This is a genomic window from Methylobacterium jeotgali (assembly GCF_022179345.1).
In the GTDB taxonomy this organism is placed as follows: Bacteria; Pseudomonadota; Alphaproteobacteria; order Rhizobiales; family Beijerinckiaceae; genus Methylobacterium; species Methylobacterium jeotgali.
The window spans coordinates 15,566-30,769 of record NZ_BPQR01000026.1 but is presented as its reverse complement, the minus strand read 5'-3'; the positions used below and the strand labels follow the sequence as shown (position 1 = coordinate 30,769).

Annotated in this window: 19 protein-coding genes; 8 read left to right on the top strand and 11 right to left on the bottom strand. The window is 71.6% G+C overall.

The window, feature by feature from the left end; all coding sequences use genetic code 11:
- Positions 1-13: 13 nt before the first annotated feature.
- Genes fliR through flgB form a run of 5 tightly spaced genes read right to left on the bottom strand, consistent with a single transcriptional unit; the run spans position 14 to position 2,282 of the window.
- The gene (gene fliR, locus MFF04_RS08020) at positions 14-778 is read right to left on the bottom strand and encodes a flagellar biosynthetic protein FliR (protein ID WP_238274927.1); all 765 of its coding nucleotides are present in this window, start codon (positions 776-778) and stop codon (positions 14-16) included.
- A gap of 17 nt (positions 779-795) precedes the next feature.
- On the bottom strand, positions 796-1,062 hold the full coding sequence (gene fliQ, locus MFF04_RS08015) for a flagellar biosynthesis protein FliQ (protein ID WP_238274925.1): 267 nt from the start codon (positions 1,060-1,062) through the stop codon (positions 796-798).
- A gap of 48 nt (positions 1,063-1,110) precedes the next feature.
- Positions 1,111-1,428, bottom strand: coding sequence for a flagellar hook-basal body complex protein FliE (gene fliE, locus MFF04_RS08010; RefSeq protein WP_238274923.1), 318 nt, complete (start codon positions 1,426-1,428; stop codon positions 1,111-1,113).
- A gap of 10 nt (positions 1,429-1,438) precedes the next feature.
- Positions 1,439-1,846, bottom strand: a complete 408-nt coding sequence (gene flgC / locus MFF04_RS08005) for a flagellar basal body rod protein FlgC (protein ID WP_238274922.1) — start codon at positions 1,844-1,846, stop codon at positions 1,439-1,441.
- A 28-nt stretch (positions 1,847-1,874) separates the two neighbouring features.
- Positions 1,875-2,282, bottom strand: a complete 408-nt coding sequence (gene flgB / locus MFF04_RS08000; protein WP_238274919.1) for a flagellar basal body rod protein FlgB — start codon at positions 2,280-2,282, stop codon at positions 1,875-1,877.
- A gap of 217 nt (positions 2,283-2,499) precedes the next feature.
- On the opposite strand from flgB, the gene MFF04_RS07995 reads away from it, so the two are divergent.
- Positions 2,500-3,885, top strand: a complete 1,386-nt coding sequence (locus MFF04_RS07995; RefSeq protein ID WP_238274917.1) for a flagellar biosynthetic protein FliO — start codon at positions 2,500-2,502, stop codon at positions 3,883-3,885.
- Here the strand turns inward: MFF04_RS07995 and MFF04_RS07990 are convergent.
- Complete coding sequence (locus MFF04_RS07990; protein WP_238274915.1) at positions 3,882-5,183, bottom strand: MFS transporter; 1,302 nt, start codon at positions 5,181-5,183, stop codon at positions 3,882-3,884. The genes MFF04_RS07995 and MFF04_RS07990 overlap by 4 nt on opposite strands.
- 314 nt (positions 5,184-5,497) lie before the next feature.
- Between MFF04_RS07990 and MFF04_RS07985 the strand changes: the two genes are divergently transcribed.
- The 3 genes from MFF04_RS07985 to MFF04_RS07975 are packed head-to-tail and all read left to right on the top strand — an operon-like array spanning position 5,498 to position 8,474.
- Positions 5,498-6,787, top strand: coding sequence for a CmpA/NrtA family ABC transporter substrate-binding protein (locus tag MFF04_RS07985; protein ID WP_238274913.1), 1,290 nt, complete (start codon positions 5,498-5,500; stop codon positions 6,785-6,787).
- Complete coding sequence (gene ntrB / locus MFF04_RS07980) at positions 6,787-7,656, top strand: nitrate ABC transporter permease (RefSeq protein ID WP_238274911.1); 870 nt, start codon at positions 6,787-6,789, stop codon at positions 7,654-7,656. Before MFF04_RS07985 ends, ntrB begins: the two co-directional genes overlap by 1 nt.
- Positions 7,657-7,667: 11 nt before the next feature.
- Positions 7,668-8,474, top strand: coding sequence for an ABC transporter ATP-binding protein (locus MFF04_RS07975; RefSeq protein ID WP_238274909.1), 807 nt, complete (start codon positions 7,668-7,670; stop codon positions 8,472-8,474).
- Positions 8,475-8,490: 16 nt separating this feature from the next.
- Here MFF04_RS07975 and MFF04_RS07970 read toward each other — a convergent pair whose 3' ends face one another.
- The 4 genes from MFF04_RS07970 to MFF04_RS07955 form a co-directional block, all read right to left on the bottom strand.
- Positions 8,491-8,697, bottom strand: coding sequence for a Trm112 family protein (locus MFF04_RS07970; RefSeq protein ID WP_238274907.1), 207 nt, complete (start codon positions 8,695-8,697; stop codon positions 8,491-8,493).
- Positions 8,698-8,713: 16 nt separating this feature from the next.
- Positions 8,714-9,388: an LON peptidase substrate-binding domain-containing protein gene (locus MFF04_RS07965; protein WP_238274906.1), complete on the bottom strand. Its 675-nt coding sequence runs from the start codon at positions 9,386-9,388 to the stop codon at positions 8,714-8,716.
- 25 nt (positions 9,389-9,413) lie between these two features.
- The gene (trxA, locus tag MFF04_RS07960) at positions 9,414-10,325 is read right to left on the bottom strand and encodes a thioredoxin (RefSeq protein WP_238274905.1); all 912 of its coding nucleotides are present in this window, start codon (positions 10,323-10,325) and stop codon (positions 9,414-9,416) included.
- A gap of 138 nt (positions 10,326-10,463) precedes the next feature.
- Positions 10,464-10,940, bottom strand: coding sequence for a hypothetical protein (locus tag MFF04_RS07955; protein WP_238274904.1), 477 nt, complete (start codon positions 10,938-10,940; stop codon positions 10,464-10,466).
- Positions 10,941-11,117: 177 nt separating this feature from the next.
- Between MFF04_RS07955 and MFF04_RS07950 the strand changes: the two genes are divergently transcribed.
- Positions 11,118-11,345 (top strand): hypothetical protein, encoded by a 228-nt coding sequence (locus MFF04_RS07950; protein WP_238274903.1) that lies wholly within the window; start codon positions 11,118-11,120, stop codon positions 11,343-11,345.
- Here the strand turns inward: MFF04_RS07950 and MFF04_RS07945 are convergent, their stop codons facing one another.
- Positions 11,346-12,257 carry an alginate O-acetyltransferase AlgX-related protein gene (locus MFF04_RS07945; RefSeq protein ID WP_238274902.1) on the bottom strand — a complete coding sequence of 304 codons (912 nt, stop codon included), beginning with the start codon at positions 12,255-12,257 and terminating at the stop codon, positions 11,346-11,348.
- A 73-nt stretch (positions 12,258-12,330) separates the two neighbouring features.
- Here MFF04_RS07945 and MFF04_RS07940 point away from each other — a divergent pair, with 73 nt between their 5' ends.
- The 3 genes from MFF04_RS07940 to MFF04_RS07930 all read left to right on the top strand — a co-directional run bounded on the left by MFF04_RS07940 (position 12,331) and on the right by MFF04_RS07930 (position 15,065).
- On the top strand, positions 12,331-12,873 hold the full coding sequence (locus MFF04_RS07940) for a 2'-5' RNA ligase family protein (protein ID WP_238274901.1): 543 nt from the start codon (positions 12,331-12,333) through the stop codon (positions 12,871-12,873).
- Positions 12,873-13,634 (top strand): phosphatase PAP2 family protein, encoded by a 762-nt coding sequence (locus tag MFF04_RS07935; protein ID WP_238274900.1) that lies wholly within the window; start codon positions 12,873-12,875, stop codon positions 13,632-13,634. The genes MFF04_RS07940 and MFF04_RS07935 overlap by 1 nt, the downstream gene beginning before the upstream one ends.
- Before the next feature lie 99 nt (positions 13,635-13,733).
- Complete coding sequence (locus MFF04_RS07930; protein WP_238274898.1) at positions 13,734-15,065, top strand: Gfo/Idh/MocA family protein; 1,332 nt, start codon at positions 13,734-13,736, stop codon at positions 15,063-15,065.
- The last annotated feature ends 139 nt before the right edge of the window (positions 15,066-15,204 follow it).

Sequence of the window (15,204 nt, the reverse complement as noted above, 5' to 3'; positions counted from 1 at the left end):
CAGGCCTCCAGGCTCAGCGGCCGGCGAACTCCGCGAGGTACCGGCCGATGTCGTCGAGGAAGACGCTCATCAGCACGCCGAGCGAGCCGGCGAGGATCAGCATGCCGATCAGGATCGAGGCCGGCATGCCGAGGAAGAACACCTGGAACTGCGGCATCAGCCGGGAGAGCACCCCGAGGCCGAGGTTGAACAGGATGCCGAAGGCGATGAAGGGCGCGGCGATCTGCACGGCGAGGCTGAAGCCCCGGGCGACCGCCCTGAGCGCCAGCATCGCCGCCTCGCCCATGCCCGGCGCGCCGCTCGGCGGCAGCACCTGATAGCTGTGCGCGATGGCGTCGAGGGCGAGATGGTGCAGGTCGGTGACGAGGATCAGCGTCGTGCCGAGCAGGACCAGGAAGTTGCCGATCGCCGCCTGCTGCCCGCCCATCGTCGGATCGACGGTCATCGCGTAGGACAGGCCGAGGTTCTGCGAGATGATGAGCCCCGCCGTCTGGAGCGCGGCGAGCAGCATCCGCACCGTGAGCCCCAGCATCAGCCCGATCAGCGTCTCCCCGAACAGGAGCGCGACGAGCGCCGGCGAGCCCGGCCCCGCGCCCGATACCGGCAGCAGCGGGCGCACCATCGGGAACAGCACCAGCGAGACGAGCAGCGCGAAGGCGAGGCGCAGGCGCGCCGAGACGAGCTGCTCGCCGAGCCCCGGCATCAGCATGATCAGCGTGCCCACCCGCGCGAAGGTGAGCAGGTAGGCCGCCGCGATCTCCGGCAGCAGCAGGTTCATGCCGCCTCATAGCAGCCTCAGCCGCCGGCCGCGATGCGGGCGGCGATGCGGGTCATGTAGCCGGCGAGCGCGTCGCCCATGAAGGGCATCGTGATGAGGAGTGTGGCGAAGACGGCGACGATCTTGGGCACGTAGATCAGCGTCTGCTCCTGCACCTGCGTGAGGGCCTGGAGCAGCGAGACCGCGAGCCCGATGACGAGGGCGACGATCATCATCGGCCCCGAGACCTTGAGGAACACGAAGATGCCGTCGCGGGCGACGTCGAGGATGGCGAGGCCGGTCATCGGCTGGATGTCCTGTAAAGCGCGGGATCGAGCGGGGGCGTGGACGGCTCAGATCTGCATCCGCATGATCTCCTCGTAGGCGGAGATCATGCGGTCGCGCACGGCGACGAGGGTCTGGAGGGCGGTCTCGCTCTCGGCGACCGCGGTGACGACGTCGACCACGTTGGCCTTGCCGGCGGCGACGGAGAGCGCCTGCTGGTCGGCCTTGCGGCCGGCGTCGCCCACGTTCTCCAGGGCCGAGCCGAGGAGCGAGGAGAACCCGTCGCCGGCGCCCTGCGTGGCCTGGACGCGGGCGGGGGGCTTCACGCCGCCGCCGACCCCCTGGATGGCGGCGTAGGCGCCCGCCGCGAAGCTGCTCGAAGCCATGGCGGCGCTCCTACTTCAGGATCTCGAGGGTGCGGGAGATCATCTTGCGCGTAGTGCTGATCATGTTGAGGTTCGCCTCGTAGGAGCGCTGGGCCTCGCGCATGTCCATGTTCTCGATCAGCGAGTTGACGTTCGGCATCAGCACCTCGCCCTTGGCGTTGGCGGCGGGGTTGCCGGGGTCGTACTTCGTGCGGAAGGCCGAGGGATCGCGGCGCACGCGGCCGGTCCCGACCAGCGTCGCGCCGGTCTCGGCGTCGAAATGCTGGCTGAAGGTCGGGATCTTGCGCCGGTAGGGCTCGGCGTTCGGACCGGAGGGGGCCGAGTCCGCGTTGGCGATGTTCTCGGCGATGACGCGCATGCGCCCGGACTGGGCCTTGAGCCCGGACACGGCGATGGAGAGGGACTTCATGAACTCCATGGCGGGCGCTCCGTCTCGCTAGGTCCGGTCAGCGCTTGCCGACGGCGATCTTCAGGGCGTCGAGGCTCTTCTGGTAGAGCGAGGCCGCGAGCTGGTAGTCCGCCTGGTTGTCGCCGGCCTTCATCATCTCTTCCTCGAGATTGACGCCGTTGCCGCTCGGGCGGACCTCGAAGCCCTTCGCACGGCGGGTCTCGCCGACCGGCGCCTCGGCGCCCGCCGGGACGATGTGGCCGGCCTCCGTGGCGGCCATGCCGACGCCGCCCTGTCCGGAGACCGCGCCGGTCGCCCGGTCGAAGCGGGGCGCGACGAGGTCGCGGGGCTTGAAGCCCGGCAGGTCGGCATTGGCCACGTTCTCGGCGATGACCTTCTGGCGCGCCTGATGCCACTGCATCCGGGTGCGCAGCATGCCGAGGATGGGCAGATCGGTGACGGCCACGGCGGGCGTCCTTGCACGGGGCCGTGGAGGGCATCGCCGCGGCCGGCAAAATCTGCCGGGTCCATGGTTAACGCGCCGTTAAGACCGCCAAAAACGGGGATTTCGCGGGATCGCGTTAACGAAGTCTTAAGCTTGATCGCCCGGCCCGCGACGGCCGTGGTAATGTCTCCTCGCGGGTTGTGTGGGGGTCGCGCCCCGGTAGCGAGAGACGACGGCCTTGTCTTCGTTCTTCGGCTCGGACGGTTCCTTCGTCCTCCAGTTCCTCGTCATCTTCCTCGTGATCCTCGGCGTGCTGACAGCCGGCGTGCTCGTCGTCCGGCGCCTGGGTGGAGGCGGCAACCGCGCCGTGCGGGCCGGGCAGCGCAGCCGCCAGCCGCGGCTCGGCATCGTCGACGTGTACGAGCTCGACCGGCAGCGGCAGCTCATCCTGCTGCGGCGGGACAACGTGGAGCATCTGCTTCTCGTCGGCGGGCCGAACGACGTGGTGATCGAGCGCAACATCCAGCGCGGCCAGCGCCTGCCGAGCGAGACGGTGCTGCGGGAGGACGTGGCCGAGCCGGTGCGCGCTCCGGAGCACGCCGAGATCGAAGCCCGCCGGCCGGAGCCGCCGCCGTTCGAGGAGCCGGGGCTGCCCTCCCCGCGCCGGTCCGAGGCCGAGTTCCTGCCCCCGCCCGTCGAGGTCGCGGTGCCGGCCGAGCCGGCGCCCTGGACCGTGCCCGCGCAGCCTGCGGCCGCGCATGAGCCGGCGGAGGCGCCGGAGCCGGCCATACCCGCCGGCAGCGTCCGTCAGGAGGCCGCCCGCCGCATGCTGCGCCGCTCGACACCGCCCCTGGTGAACCCGCGCCCCGACGTCGCCTCCGAGCGGGTCCGCGCCGAGCCGTCCTTCCTGGATGCCCCCACGCCGCCGGCGCAGCAGGACGAGGTATCCCCGGCGCCGCCGATCTCGGCGCCCGGGCGGCGCAACGTCGACGCGGCGATCCTGTCGGACATGGCGCGCCAGCTCGAGGTCGCCCTGCGCCGCCCCGCCTCGGCCGTGACGCCGCCGCCCGCCTCCCGCGTGCCCGCCGAGCCGGCACCGCCCGAGGCCCCCGCCCCGACGCCGGCAGCCCCGGCCGCGATCGATCCGATGGCGGCCGCCATGGCCGCCACCGCAGCGCCGGAGAGCGCGCAGCCCCAGACTTCCGCTTCGAAGCCGGAGGCCAAGGCACAGCCGACGCCGTCCGCGCCGCTGGCCGTCGAGAAGAAGCCGGAGCCCGCGCGCGGGCCGGTGGAGCCCAGGACCGAAACGAAGTCCGCAGCGAAGCCCGAGGCCAAGATCGAGGCCAAGGTCGAACCCAAGTCGGATCTGCCGACGGCGAAGCCGCCGGAACCGCAGGAGAAGGCCGCCGAGCCCGTGTCTCCGGCGACCGCGCCGGCCGCCGAGACGCCCGTTCAACCGGCTCCGAAGCCGGTCGCGCCGGAGCCCAAGCCGCCCGTCCCCGAGACGGCGCCCAGGGAACCTGCCCCCAAGGAGCCTGCGAAGGCACCGAACCCCTTCTCGGTGGAGGAGATCGAGGCCGAGTTCGCGCGGCTGCTCGGCCGGCCCCTCGACAAGCGCGGCTAGACCTCGGCGCGGGCGGTCTCCGGCATCAGCACCACCGCGACGAGGCTCGCCGCGGCGGCCGCCGCGAGGTAGGCGCCGACCCAGGCGATCCCGCCCCACTCCGTCAGCCGCTGAGCGAGGTAGGGCGCGGCCGACGCGCCGAGGATGCCCGCGAGGTTGTAGGTTACGGAGGCGCCCGTGTAGCGCACCCGCGTCGGGAACAGCTCCGGCAGGAGAGCGCCCATCGGCCCGAACAGCCAGCCCATGGCGAAGAGCCCGAGGCACAGGAAGCCGAGCACGAGCGGCGTCCGGCCGGAGCCGAGCATCGGCCCGAGCAGGAGGCCCAGCGCCAGCGTCGCGGCGAGCCCCGCGATCAGCACGGGGCGGCGTCCGAAACGGTCCGCCGCCGCCCCGGAGAGCGGGATGGCGAGCGCCAGGAAGCAGACGGCGACGCACTCGAACAGCAGGAAGGTCGAGGGGGCGTAACCGAGCGTCCCCGTGCCGTAGCCGAGGGCGAAGACGGTGCAGAGGTAGAAGGTCGCGTAGCAGGCGATCATCGCCAGCGTCCCGAGCACGGTGGCGCGCAGGTGGCGGCCGAAAATGACGGCGAGCGGCACCCGCTCCGGCGCCTCCCGCGCCAGGGCGGCGGCGAAGAGCGGCGTCTCGGTCAGCCGCAGGCGCACGTAGAGCCCGACGCCGACGAGCGCCGCCGAGGCGAGGAACGGGACGCGCCAGCCCCAGGCGGAAAAGCTCGCCTCGTCGAGCCCAAGGCGTAGGCCGAGGAAGCAGAGGTTCGCGGCGAGGAACCCCGCCGGCGCGCCGAGCTGCGGGAAGATGCCGTACCAGGCCCGCCGCCCCGGCGGGGCGTTCTCGACGGCCAGCAGCGCCGCCCCGCCCCACTCGCCGCCGAACCCGAGGCCCTGCCCGAAGCGCAGCACGCAGAGCATCGCCGGCGCCAGCCAGCCCGCCTGCGCATAGGTCGGCAGGCAGCCGATCAGCACCGTCGAGACGCCCATGATCATCAGGGAGGCGACGAGCGTCGCCTTGCGCCCGACCCGGTCGCCGAAATGCCCGAAGGCCGCCGCCCCGATCGGACGCGCGAAGAAGGCGATGGCGAAGGTCGCGAAGGCGGAGAGCGTCTGCACCCCCGGCGCGCCGGGCGGGAAGAAGGCCGGGCCGATCACCAGCGCCGCGGCGGTGGCGTAGACGTAGAGGTCGTAGAACTCGATCGCCGTGCCGACGAAGCTCGCCGCGAGGATGCGTCGCGCCGAGGCGGGCGCGGGGACGGCAGGTGCGGAAGCGGTCGGTCGAGCGGTCATGCAGCGGCTGATACGGCGACCCGGGCGGATTGCCCATCCGCGACCGCCCGACGGCGTCATCCCGACCGTTCTGCTGAAATTTTAGGCGTGCCTGCCTCGCGCGCAGAGGGGGCCGACGACCGCTGCGGGAGACTGTGCCCCTCCGTGGAGGCTGGCATGGATCGTGCTCAACCCACTTGTCCGTCAATGGCGACGGGCCGCCTCCGCCGGCAACGCCGCCGAGCGAGCCGTATCGCGAGCCCCCGGACGGGCTGGCGTCATGGCGTGCGCGCCCGCGCGGAGGCCGAACCTCTTGCTGACGGGATCAGGCTTCGATGCGGAACGGTGAGTCGACCACGCGGCGGACGCTCCTCAAGGGGACGGCGGCGGCCCTGACGCTCACGACGGCGGCGCGCCTCGCGCTGCCGGGCGGCGCCTTCGCGCAAGGGAGCGGGCCGGAGGTGAAGGGGGCCAAGCTCGGCTTCATTGCGCTCACCGACGCGGCGCCGCTGTTCGTGGCCAAGGAGAAGGGCCTCTTCGCCAAGTACGGCATGCCCGACGTCGAGGTGATGAAGCAGGCGAGTTGGGGCACCACCCGCGACAATCTCGTGCTCGGCTCCGAGGGCAACGGCATCGACGGCGCCCACATCCTGACGCCGATGCCGTACCTCATCAGCGCCGGCAAGGTGACGCAGAACAACGTCCCGACGCCGATGTATATCCTCGGCCGCCTGAACCTGAACGGCCAGTGCATCTCGGTGGCCAAGGAGTACGCGCCCGACAAGGTCACCGTCGACGCCAAGTCCTTCAAGGCGGCCATCGAACGCAAGAAGGCCTCCGGCAAGACGGTGAAGGCGGCGATGACCTTCCCAGCCAGCAACCACGACCTCTGGATCCGCTACTGGCTCGCCGCCGCCGGCATCGACCCGGACAAGGACATGGAGACGATCGTCGTGCCGCCGCCGCAGATGGTGGCGAACATGAAGGTCGGCACCATGGACTGCTTCTGCGTCTGCGAACCCTGGCACGCACAGCTCATCAATCAGGGCATCGGCTACACGGCGCTGACCACGGGCGAGCTCTGGAACAACCACCCCGAGAAGTCCTTCGCGCTCCGCGCCGCCTGGGTCGACAAGTACCCGAACGCCGCCAAGGCGCTGCTGCTCGCGGTGATGGAAGCCCAGCAGTGGTGCGACAAGCCGGAGAACCGCGACGAGCTCGCCGGCATCGTGGCCAAGCGCCAGTGGATCAACGTGCCCGTCGCCGACGTGACGGACCGGATGAAGGGCCGCTTCGACTACGGCGACGGCCGCGTCGTCGAGAACAGCCCGCACATCATGAAGTTCTGGGCCGACAACGCCGCCTATCCCTACCAGAGCCACGACCTCTGGTTCCTCACCGAGGGGATGCGCTGGGGCAAGTTCGAGCCGACCACCGACACCAAGGCGCTCATCGGCAAGGTCAACCGCGAGGACCTCTGGCGCGAGGCCGCCAAGACGCTCGGCGTCTCGAGCGTGCCGACCTCCACCTCCCGCGGCAAGGAGACGATGTTCGACGGCAAGGTCTTCGACCCCGCCGATCCGGCCGCCTACCTCGCCAGCCTCGGCATCAAGAGGATCGCGTGATGGCCGCCAGTCCCGCCGCCACCCTCGGCACCGCCCGCAGCGAAGCCGCCGCCAAGCCGGCCCGCGCCCCGCTCGTCACCATGGCCCGGATCAGGGGCGTCCTTGCCCGGATCGTTCCCCCGGTCGTGGTCCTCGCCCTGTTCCTGCTGTTCTGGGAGCTTGCCTGCAACCGGCCGGGCGCCGGCCTGCCCGCCCCTTCGCGGGTGCTGACCGACGCCTGGGACGTCATCGCCAACCCGTTCTTCGACAACGGCGGCACCGACAAGGGGCTGTTCTGGCACATCCTGGCGAGCCTGAAGCGCGTGGCGGTGGGCTTCGCCATCGCCACCGTGGTCGGCATCCTGCTCGGCACCCTCGTCGGGCAGTCGGAATGGGCGATGCGCGGCCTCGACCCGATCTTCCAGGTGCTGCGCACGATCCCGCCGCTCGCCTGGCTGCCGCTGTCGCTCGCCGCCTTCCGCGACGGCCAGCCCTCGGCGATCTTCGTGATCTTCATCACCTCGGTCTGGCCGATCATCATCAACACCGCAGTCGGCATCCGCAACATCCCGCAGGACTACCGCAACGTCGCCGCGGTGGTGCGGCTGAACCCGATCGAGTTCTTCTGGAAGATCATGCTGCCGTCGGCCGCGCCCTACATCTTCACCGGGCTGCGCATCGGCGTAGGCCTGTCCTGGCTCGCGATCGTCGCGGCGGAGATGCTGATCGGCGGCGTCGGCATCGGGTTCTTCATCTGGGACGCCTGGAACTCCTCGCACATCTCCGAGATCATCGTCGCGCTCGTCTATGTCGGCGCGATCGGCTTCCTCCTCGACCGCGTGGTGGCCGGCCTCGGCCGCCTCGTCACCCGCGGCACCAGCGCAGCCTGAGGGAGAGCATCATGACGGCATCCCCCGCCCATCTCGACCTCTCGCAGGTCGGCATCAGCTTCACCCGCGGCGGCCGCACCAGCGAGGTGCTGCGGGACGTGAACCTCAAGATATCGAAGGGCGAGTTCGTCTCGATCATCGGCCATTCGGGCTGCGGCAAGTCGACGGTCCTCAACATCGTCGCCGGGCTGCTTAAGGCCTCGACCGGCGCCGTCCTCCTCGACGGCAAGGAGGTGTCGAGCCCCGGCCCGGAGCGGGCAGTGGTGTTCCAGAACCACTCGCTGCTGCCCTGGCTGACGGTGCGCGAGAACGTGGCGCTCGCCGTCGACAAGGTGCTCGCCGGCAAGAAGAGCCGCGCGGAGCGCGCCGCCTGGATCGAGCACAACCTCGCGCTCGTGAACATGATGCACGCCGCCGACAAGCGCCCGCACGAGATCTCCGGCGGCATGAAGCAGCGCGTCGGCATCGCCCGGGCGCTCGCCATGGAGCCGACAGTGCTGCTCATGGACGAGCCGTTCGGGGCGCTCGACGCGCTGACCCGCGCCCATCTCCAGGATCAGCTCATGGAGATCCAGGTGCGGCTGCGGAACACCGTCATCATGATCACCCACGACGTGGACGAGGCCGTGCTGCTCTCCGACCGCATCGTGATGATGACGAACGGGCCCGCCGCGACCATCGGCGAGATCCTGCCGGTGCCGCTCGCCCGGCCGCGCAAGCGCCTGGAGCTCGTCGAGGACCCGACCTACACCCATTGCCGGGCGGAGGTGCTGGAGTTCCTCTACGCCCGCCACGCGCATCCGGCCGTGGCGGCCTGACCGGGTTCGCGTCCGCTCAGTCGGTGAGCGGGCGCGCCTCCTCCGGCAGCATGATCGGGATGCCGTCGCGGATCGGATAGGCGAGCTTGGCCTGGCGGCTGATCAGCTCCTGGCGATCGGCGTCGTATTCCAGCGTCGCCTTGGTCAGGGGACAGACCAGGATCTCGAGGAGCTTCGGGTCGACGCGGGTCGCCTCGACGGGGCGGTTGGTCTCGTCTGACATCTCTCTCAGCTCCCGGTCACTGAAGGGTCGGCTCGGAGCCCGAGCCGCCGCCGCGCACCAACTCCATTTCGGTGACCGCGATCAAGACCTCCGCGCGGGTCTTGAGGTCCATCGCCTCCAGCATCGCCTGCTTCTCGCGGACGCCGAAGGGGCTCATCATGCACAGCGCGTTGACGAGGGCCTCGTTCGGGGCCTCGTCGATGCCGGCCCAGTCGACCTTCAGCTCGTTCGAATCGACGAACTTGCGCAGGGCGTCGAGCACGCCCTCGCGGTCCACGGCCTCCTCGCCGGCCCGCGCCTCGAAATCGGTCGGGAAGGCGTCATAGGAGACTTGGCAGCGGCGATAGGCGGTCGTCGTCGCCAGCTCGCTCTCGATGCGAAAGCGGGCGACTCCGGTGAGCTGGATGAGGTAGCGTCCGTCGCCCGTCTCCGCGAACTGGGTCAGGCGGCCGGCGCAACCGACCCGGTAAAGCTTCGGCGCCATCGGCGCGCCGCCGCCCTCGGCGTCCGGCTGGATCATGCCGATGATGCGGTCGCCCCGCAGCGCGTCGTCCACCATGGCGAGGTAGCGCGGCTCGAAGATGTTGAGCGGCATCTGCCCCCGCGGCAGCAGCAGGGCGCCGGGCAGCGGGAACACGGGGATCACTGCCGGGCAGTCGGCCGGGCCCTTGTAGCCCGCATGCGTGCTCATGATGCCTCCCTCGGGGCGCGCTCCGTCAGGAGAACAGGAGCGTCGAGAGCTTGCGCCGTCCGCGGATCGCGGCCGGGTCCATCGGTCCCCAGGCCTCGAAGAACTGAAGGAGCTGCTTGCGCGCGCCGTCCTCGTTCCAGGTCCGGTCGCGGCGCACGATCTCGACGAGCTGGTCGACGGCCGCGTCCCGCTCGTTGCGGGCATTGAAGCCGAGCGCCAGATCGAACCGGGCCTGATGCGCGTCCGGGTTGCGGTCGACCTCCGCCTGGAGGGCGCCGAGATCGCCGAGGGAGGCTGCCTGCTCGGCAAGCTCCAGCGCGGCGCGCACGCCGGCCAGCACCGGATCGTTAGCCTTCGCCTCCGGCACCATGGCCAGCACCTGCCGTGCGTTCTCGATCTCGCCGGCATCGAGCTGGATCTTGGCGAGGCCGGCGAGCGCCGCGACGTTGTCGGGCTCCTGGCCGAGCACGGCGGCGTAGATCTCCGAGGCGCCGGGCAGGTCGCCCTCGCCGACGAGGCGGGCGGCCTCCTCCATCAGCGTGTCGATCTGGCTCGGGCCCGAGGGGCCGGCGAGGCGCTCGACGAAGGCCTTCACCTGCGATTCCGGCTGCGCGCCCATGAAGGCATCGATGGGCTGGCCGCGATCGAAGGCGACGACGGCCGGGATCGACTGGATGCCGAGCTGGCCTGCGATCGAGGGATGCTCGTCGATGTTCATCTTGACGAGGGCGACCGCGCCGCCCGTCGCGGCCACGGCCTTCTCGATGACCGGGGCGAGCTGCTTGCAGGGCCCGCACCAGGGCGCCCAGAAATCGACCAGCACCGGGCGCTTCATCGATTCGGCGATCACGTCCTGGCGGAAGCTCGCGGTGGTGACGTCCTTCACCGCCTCGGGAGCGCCTGCCGGCGAGCCGGATACGCTGGCTTCGTTGAGCATGTTGTCCTCGCGGGCGCGGGGCCGTTCTTCACAGGCCGCGTTCGGGCCGGTCCGGGCACCGGCCCAGAGCCTGCGTAACATGGTACCGTCGGCCGGTCCTGACCAGCCCGGCGGCGAAGCTTGGCCGGACCTCGAACTTCAGGGGGACGTCGCCCCCGTTGCCGGCTTCGCGGCGGTGTTGAAGCTTCCCGCGTAGAGCTTGCCGTCGGGGCTCTTCGCCTCGCAGAGGATGCCGGTGCGGCCGGGCTCGGGCGTGGTGAAGCGGCAGGCTCCGATGGCGAGCGCCGTGGTCTGGGCGACGCCCTCACCGGTGCGGCTGCCGGTGACGACGAGGTTGATCGGCTGGAGCGGATCGGTCTCCTCGGTGCGCTCCTGCTGGAAGCCGTTGCCGGAGAAGCTGAGGCTGCGCCCGTCCTTCGTCGTGAAGTCGAAGCTCGTGCGGTTGCGCGAGACCAGGTTCGAGAGGGTCCCGTCGCAGGCCGCGCCGGCATCCTGGTCGGCGATGACCAGCCGCTCGCAGGTTCCCTGGAGCTTGACGGCCGTCTGCGCCCCGGCGGGGCCGGCGAGCGGAAGCGACGCGCAGAGGAGGACGATGGCGAAGACGGTCGGGCGCATGGGCTCGATCTAAGGCGCGCCTGCGCTGCGTCGAGGGCACGGTTGCGTCACCGTCGTGGCGCCGGTCTTGCGGAGATCGGCGGCCGCGGTAAGCGTGACGACCTGAGAGATGCGAACGCTGCACCCGCGGCGGCGTTGTCGAGACCGCAGACCGGATTCGGAAACAGGACCCGAGAGATGGCCATCGCGCTGAGCATCCCCCTCGCCGAGGCGGCGCTGTTCACGGCCGGCTGCGCCCTCATCCATGCCAGACGCCAGCGGCCCCACCAGACGACCCTGGTGCTGATGGGCCTCGCCGCCCTGCTCGTGGCCGCGCTGGCGATCACGGCGGTGCCGCCGAACTATGCGGCGATGGATCTCGACCGTGCCGCCGAGGACCTGCGCATCGGCAACGTCACGGAGTAGTCAGCCCGGCGCGCGCCGGGCCGCCTCGACGCTGTAGTCGTCCCGCGGCAGCCGCGCCAGGAAGCGCTCGGCGAGCTCGAAAAGCAGGATGTCCGGCCGCACGCGCTCGATGTAGTCCCAGTCGAGATTGGCCGACCAGACGAAGTGCACCTCCGCGAAGCTCTCCGCCAGCAGGCCGGTGAGCAGGATCGGCGTGAAATGCGCGTAGGAATCGCCGAACAGCACCACCCGGCGCGGATCGGCGCCGGGCGACGCGTTGCGGTAGACGACGTGGGCGCCGACATGGAGCGCCTCGGCGCGGCCCTCCGCCTCGTAGGCCGCCACCAGCGCCCCGGAATGGACGCGCACCGCGTCGCGCTGGAGGTCCCAGTGGGCGACGGTCTCCAGCGGCCGGCCCGGCACCTTGCCGCCGAGATCCATCAGGCGCTCCGCCTCGAAGCGCGGGCGCTCCGCGAGGTCCGGCGGCGGCACCGCCGCGAGCGCCCGCATGATCTGCGTATAGGCGAGGTAGCAGCCGTCGAGCGTCCAGTGGGTGTCCGTCCTCAGGTAGAGGGGCGGCCCCGCGTGGCGGGCGGCCCGGAAGGGCCCGAGCAGGTCGAGATAGGCCGGCGCGCGGGCGAGCCGCCGGGCGAGCCGGCGCGTCGAGGCGCGGGCGGGATCGTAGGGAAGGTCGACCGTCAGGTCCTCGTAGACCGAGAGCTTCTCGGGCACGATCACGTGCAGGCAGCGGATGCCGGAGCGGGCCGCCCGCCGGCCCCGCGCCTCGATCAGCCGCGCCCAGGCGCGCAGGTGCCACCAGCGGCGCAGGCCCCCACCGTACTGGTCCATGACGCGGTTGCTCCCTCCCGTCAGGAAGAGCCACCCGTCCCGGCCGGCATGGACCGTGCCCCAGCGCTTGCGCCATCCGATCATCGCCGGGCTCTGTAGAGCATTTCCGGGCACGGCTGGAACTCGGCCGTTCGGGCGCCATCTTTCCCGGCGCACCATGGCCGACACCGCACCCCCTCCGCTTCCCGAGGCGCCGCCCCTGATCCTGACCCTGGAGATGGATTCCGGGACCTTCGCGCGCTTCGATGCCCTGCGGCAGCGGCATTTCCCGGCCGCCCGCAACCACATCCCCGCCCACGCGACCCTGTTCCATTACCTGCCCGGCGAGGACGAGCGCGGCATCCTGGAGGCCGGCAGCGCCCTGGCGCGGGCCGAGGCGCCCCCGGAGGTGGCGGTGACGGGCGTCCGCTTCACCGGGCGCGGCGTCGCCTACGTCCTCGAGAGCCCGGCGCTGGCGGCGCTGCGGGGGCGCATCGCCGGCCTGTTCGCGGGGCGGCTGACGGCGCAGGACGCGCAGGGCTGGCGCCCGCACGTCACGGTCCAGAACAAGGTCGATCCGGCCGAGGCCCGCGCGCTTCACGCGGCCCTGCAGGCGGAGTTCGTGCCGTTCCGCTTCACGGCGCCGGCCCTGCTGCTCTGGCGCTACCTCGGCGGGCCCTGGGAGCCGCGCGGGCGCCTGCGATTCGGGGAGAACCGCTGATGGACGCCCACTCACGCCTCAGCAGGCTGCCGGGCCACGCACTCGCCGGGCACGCCGCCGGAGCCTGGCGCCGCCTGCGGCTCAACGAGATCGGCCCGCTGGCGGCGCTGCTCGTCGCGAGCACCCTCGGCTACGGCTTCTTCTACCTGGCCGACGAGGTCGGCGAGGGCTCGACGGCGGCGCTCGACCGCAAGATCCTCGTCGCCCTGCGCAATCCCGCCGACCTCTCCGATCCGATCGGGCCGCCCTGGCTCGAGGAGACGATGCGCGACATCACCGGGCTCGGCAGCGTCTTCACCATCGTCTTCCTGACGGTGTCGGTCGCCGCCTACCTGATTCTCTCCGGCCGCCAGCGGATCGGATGGTTCGTGATCGCGGCGGTCGGCGGCGGCGAGATCGTCTCGACGCTTCTCAAGGGCTTCTACGCCCGCCCGCGGCCCGACCTCGTGCCCCACGGCATGGAAGTGTTCACCGCGAGCTTCCCGAGCGGCCACGCCATGATGTCGGCGGTGGCCTACCTGACCCTGGCGATCCTGCTCGCGCGCATCGACCCGTCGCGGAGGGTGAAGGCGCTGGCGCTCACCATCGGCGTGGCCATGACGCTGCTGGTCGGGGCGAGCCGGATCTATCTCGGCGTCCACTGGCCGAGCGACGTCGTCGCCGGCTGGTGCATGGGGGCGGCCTGGGCGTCGCTGTGCTGGTTCGTGGCCCTTCAGCTCCAGCGCAAGGGCGAGGTCGAGGCGCCGGACCCGCCCCCGTAGGTCGAGCGGCCGGGCGGCATCGCGCCTCAGGAACGCCATCGATGCCGGTGGCGTTCGCCAGGGACGATCCCCTCCCGAAACGCTCCCGCGAGGCTGCCGATGCCGGACAACGACTCACGCGACGACACCGCCCTCTCACGGCGCCGGCTGCTGCGGGCCGGCGGCGCCGGCCTGACGGGGGCGGCGATCGCGATGGCGAGCCGGGGTGCCGCCGCACAGGGCGGACCGCCCGGCCCCGCCGTGCCCGCCGATACCGGCGCCGTGCAGGGCGGCCGCGTGGTCTTCCCGAACTGGCGCGGCGAGGGCGACCGTCCGCCGCCGCCCCCGCCGGCGCCGCTGCCGCCCGGGAAGCGGGTCGGGATCTGCGTCGTCGGCCTCGGCCGCCTGAGCCTCGAGGAGATCCTGCCGGCGCTCGGACAATCGAAGCGGGCGCGGCTCGCGGCGGTGATGTCGGGAAGCCCCGAGAAGGCAAGGCTCGTGGCCGCCCAGCATGGGCTGCCCGAGGACGCGGTCTACGGATACGGAGACTGGGAACGGCTGAAGTCGGATGGAAGGGTGCGGGCGGTCTACGTCGTCACGCCGAACGCCCTTCATCACCGGGACGTGCTCGCGGCCGCCAAGGCCGGCAAGCACGTGCTCTGCGAGAAGCCGATGGCGGTCTCCTCCGCCGAGGCGCGGGAGATGGTCGCCGCCTGCCGCGAGGCGGGCGTGAAGCTCATGATCGCCTATCGCTGCCAGTACGAGCCCTACAACCGCGCTCTCGCCGGCCTCGTCCGCTCCGGCACGATGGGCAAGGCGCGCTTCGTCCAGGCGGTCAACGGCCAGACCTCCGGGCTGCCGGAGCAGTGGCGGCTGCGCAAGGCGCTCGCCGGCGGCGGCGCGCTCCCCGATATCGGGCTCTACTGCCTCAACGGCATCCGCGCGCTCACCGGCGAGGAGCCGGTCTCCGTGCAAGCGCACGTCACCTCGCCGGAGGGCGACCCGAAGTTCCGCGAGGTCGAGGAGAGCGTCACCTTCTCCCTGCGCTTCCCCTCCGGCCTCGTGGCGCAGTGCCTGACGAGCTACGGCATCCACGAGGCCCGCCGCATGAGCGTCCATACGCCCGCGGCGGACATCGTGCTGGAGAATGCCTTCGCCTACGAGGGCCAGCGGCTCTACGTCCGCCACCGGGACGGCAAGGCGGTGTCGAGCGACGAGCGGGTGCTCGGCGCCAAAAACCAGTTCGCCCTGGAGATCGACCATTTCGCCCGCTGCGTGATCGAGGACATCCGCCCGCGCACGCCCGGCGAGGAAGGCCTTCAGGATCAGGTGCTGATGGAGGCGATCTACGAGGCCGCCCGCACGGGCCAGCCGGTTGAGGTCGGGCCGCCGCAAGGACTCGGACGCGGGCTCGACGTCACGCGGGGGCCGGAGCCGGAGGAGGCGGCCTGAGCCCCTCGCCCCCTCCCACGAGCCGGCTCCCCACAAGCCAGCTCCCGTGAATGCGAAGAGGCGGCGCCCGCGATGCGGACGCCGCCTCTTTCGTTCTCGGAGAACCCTCCCGGCGGACCCGAGACCGGGCGCCGGGAGA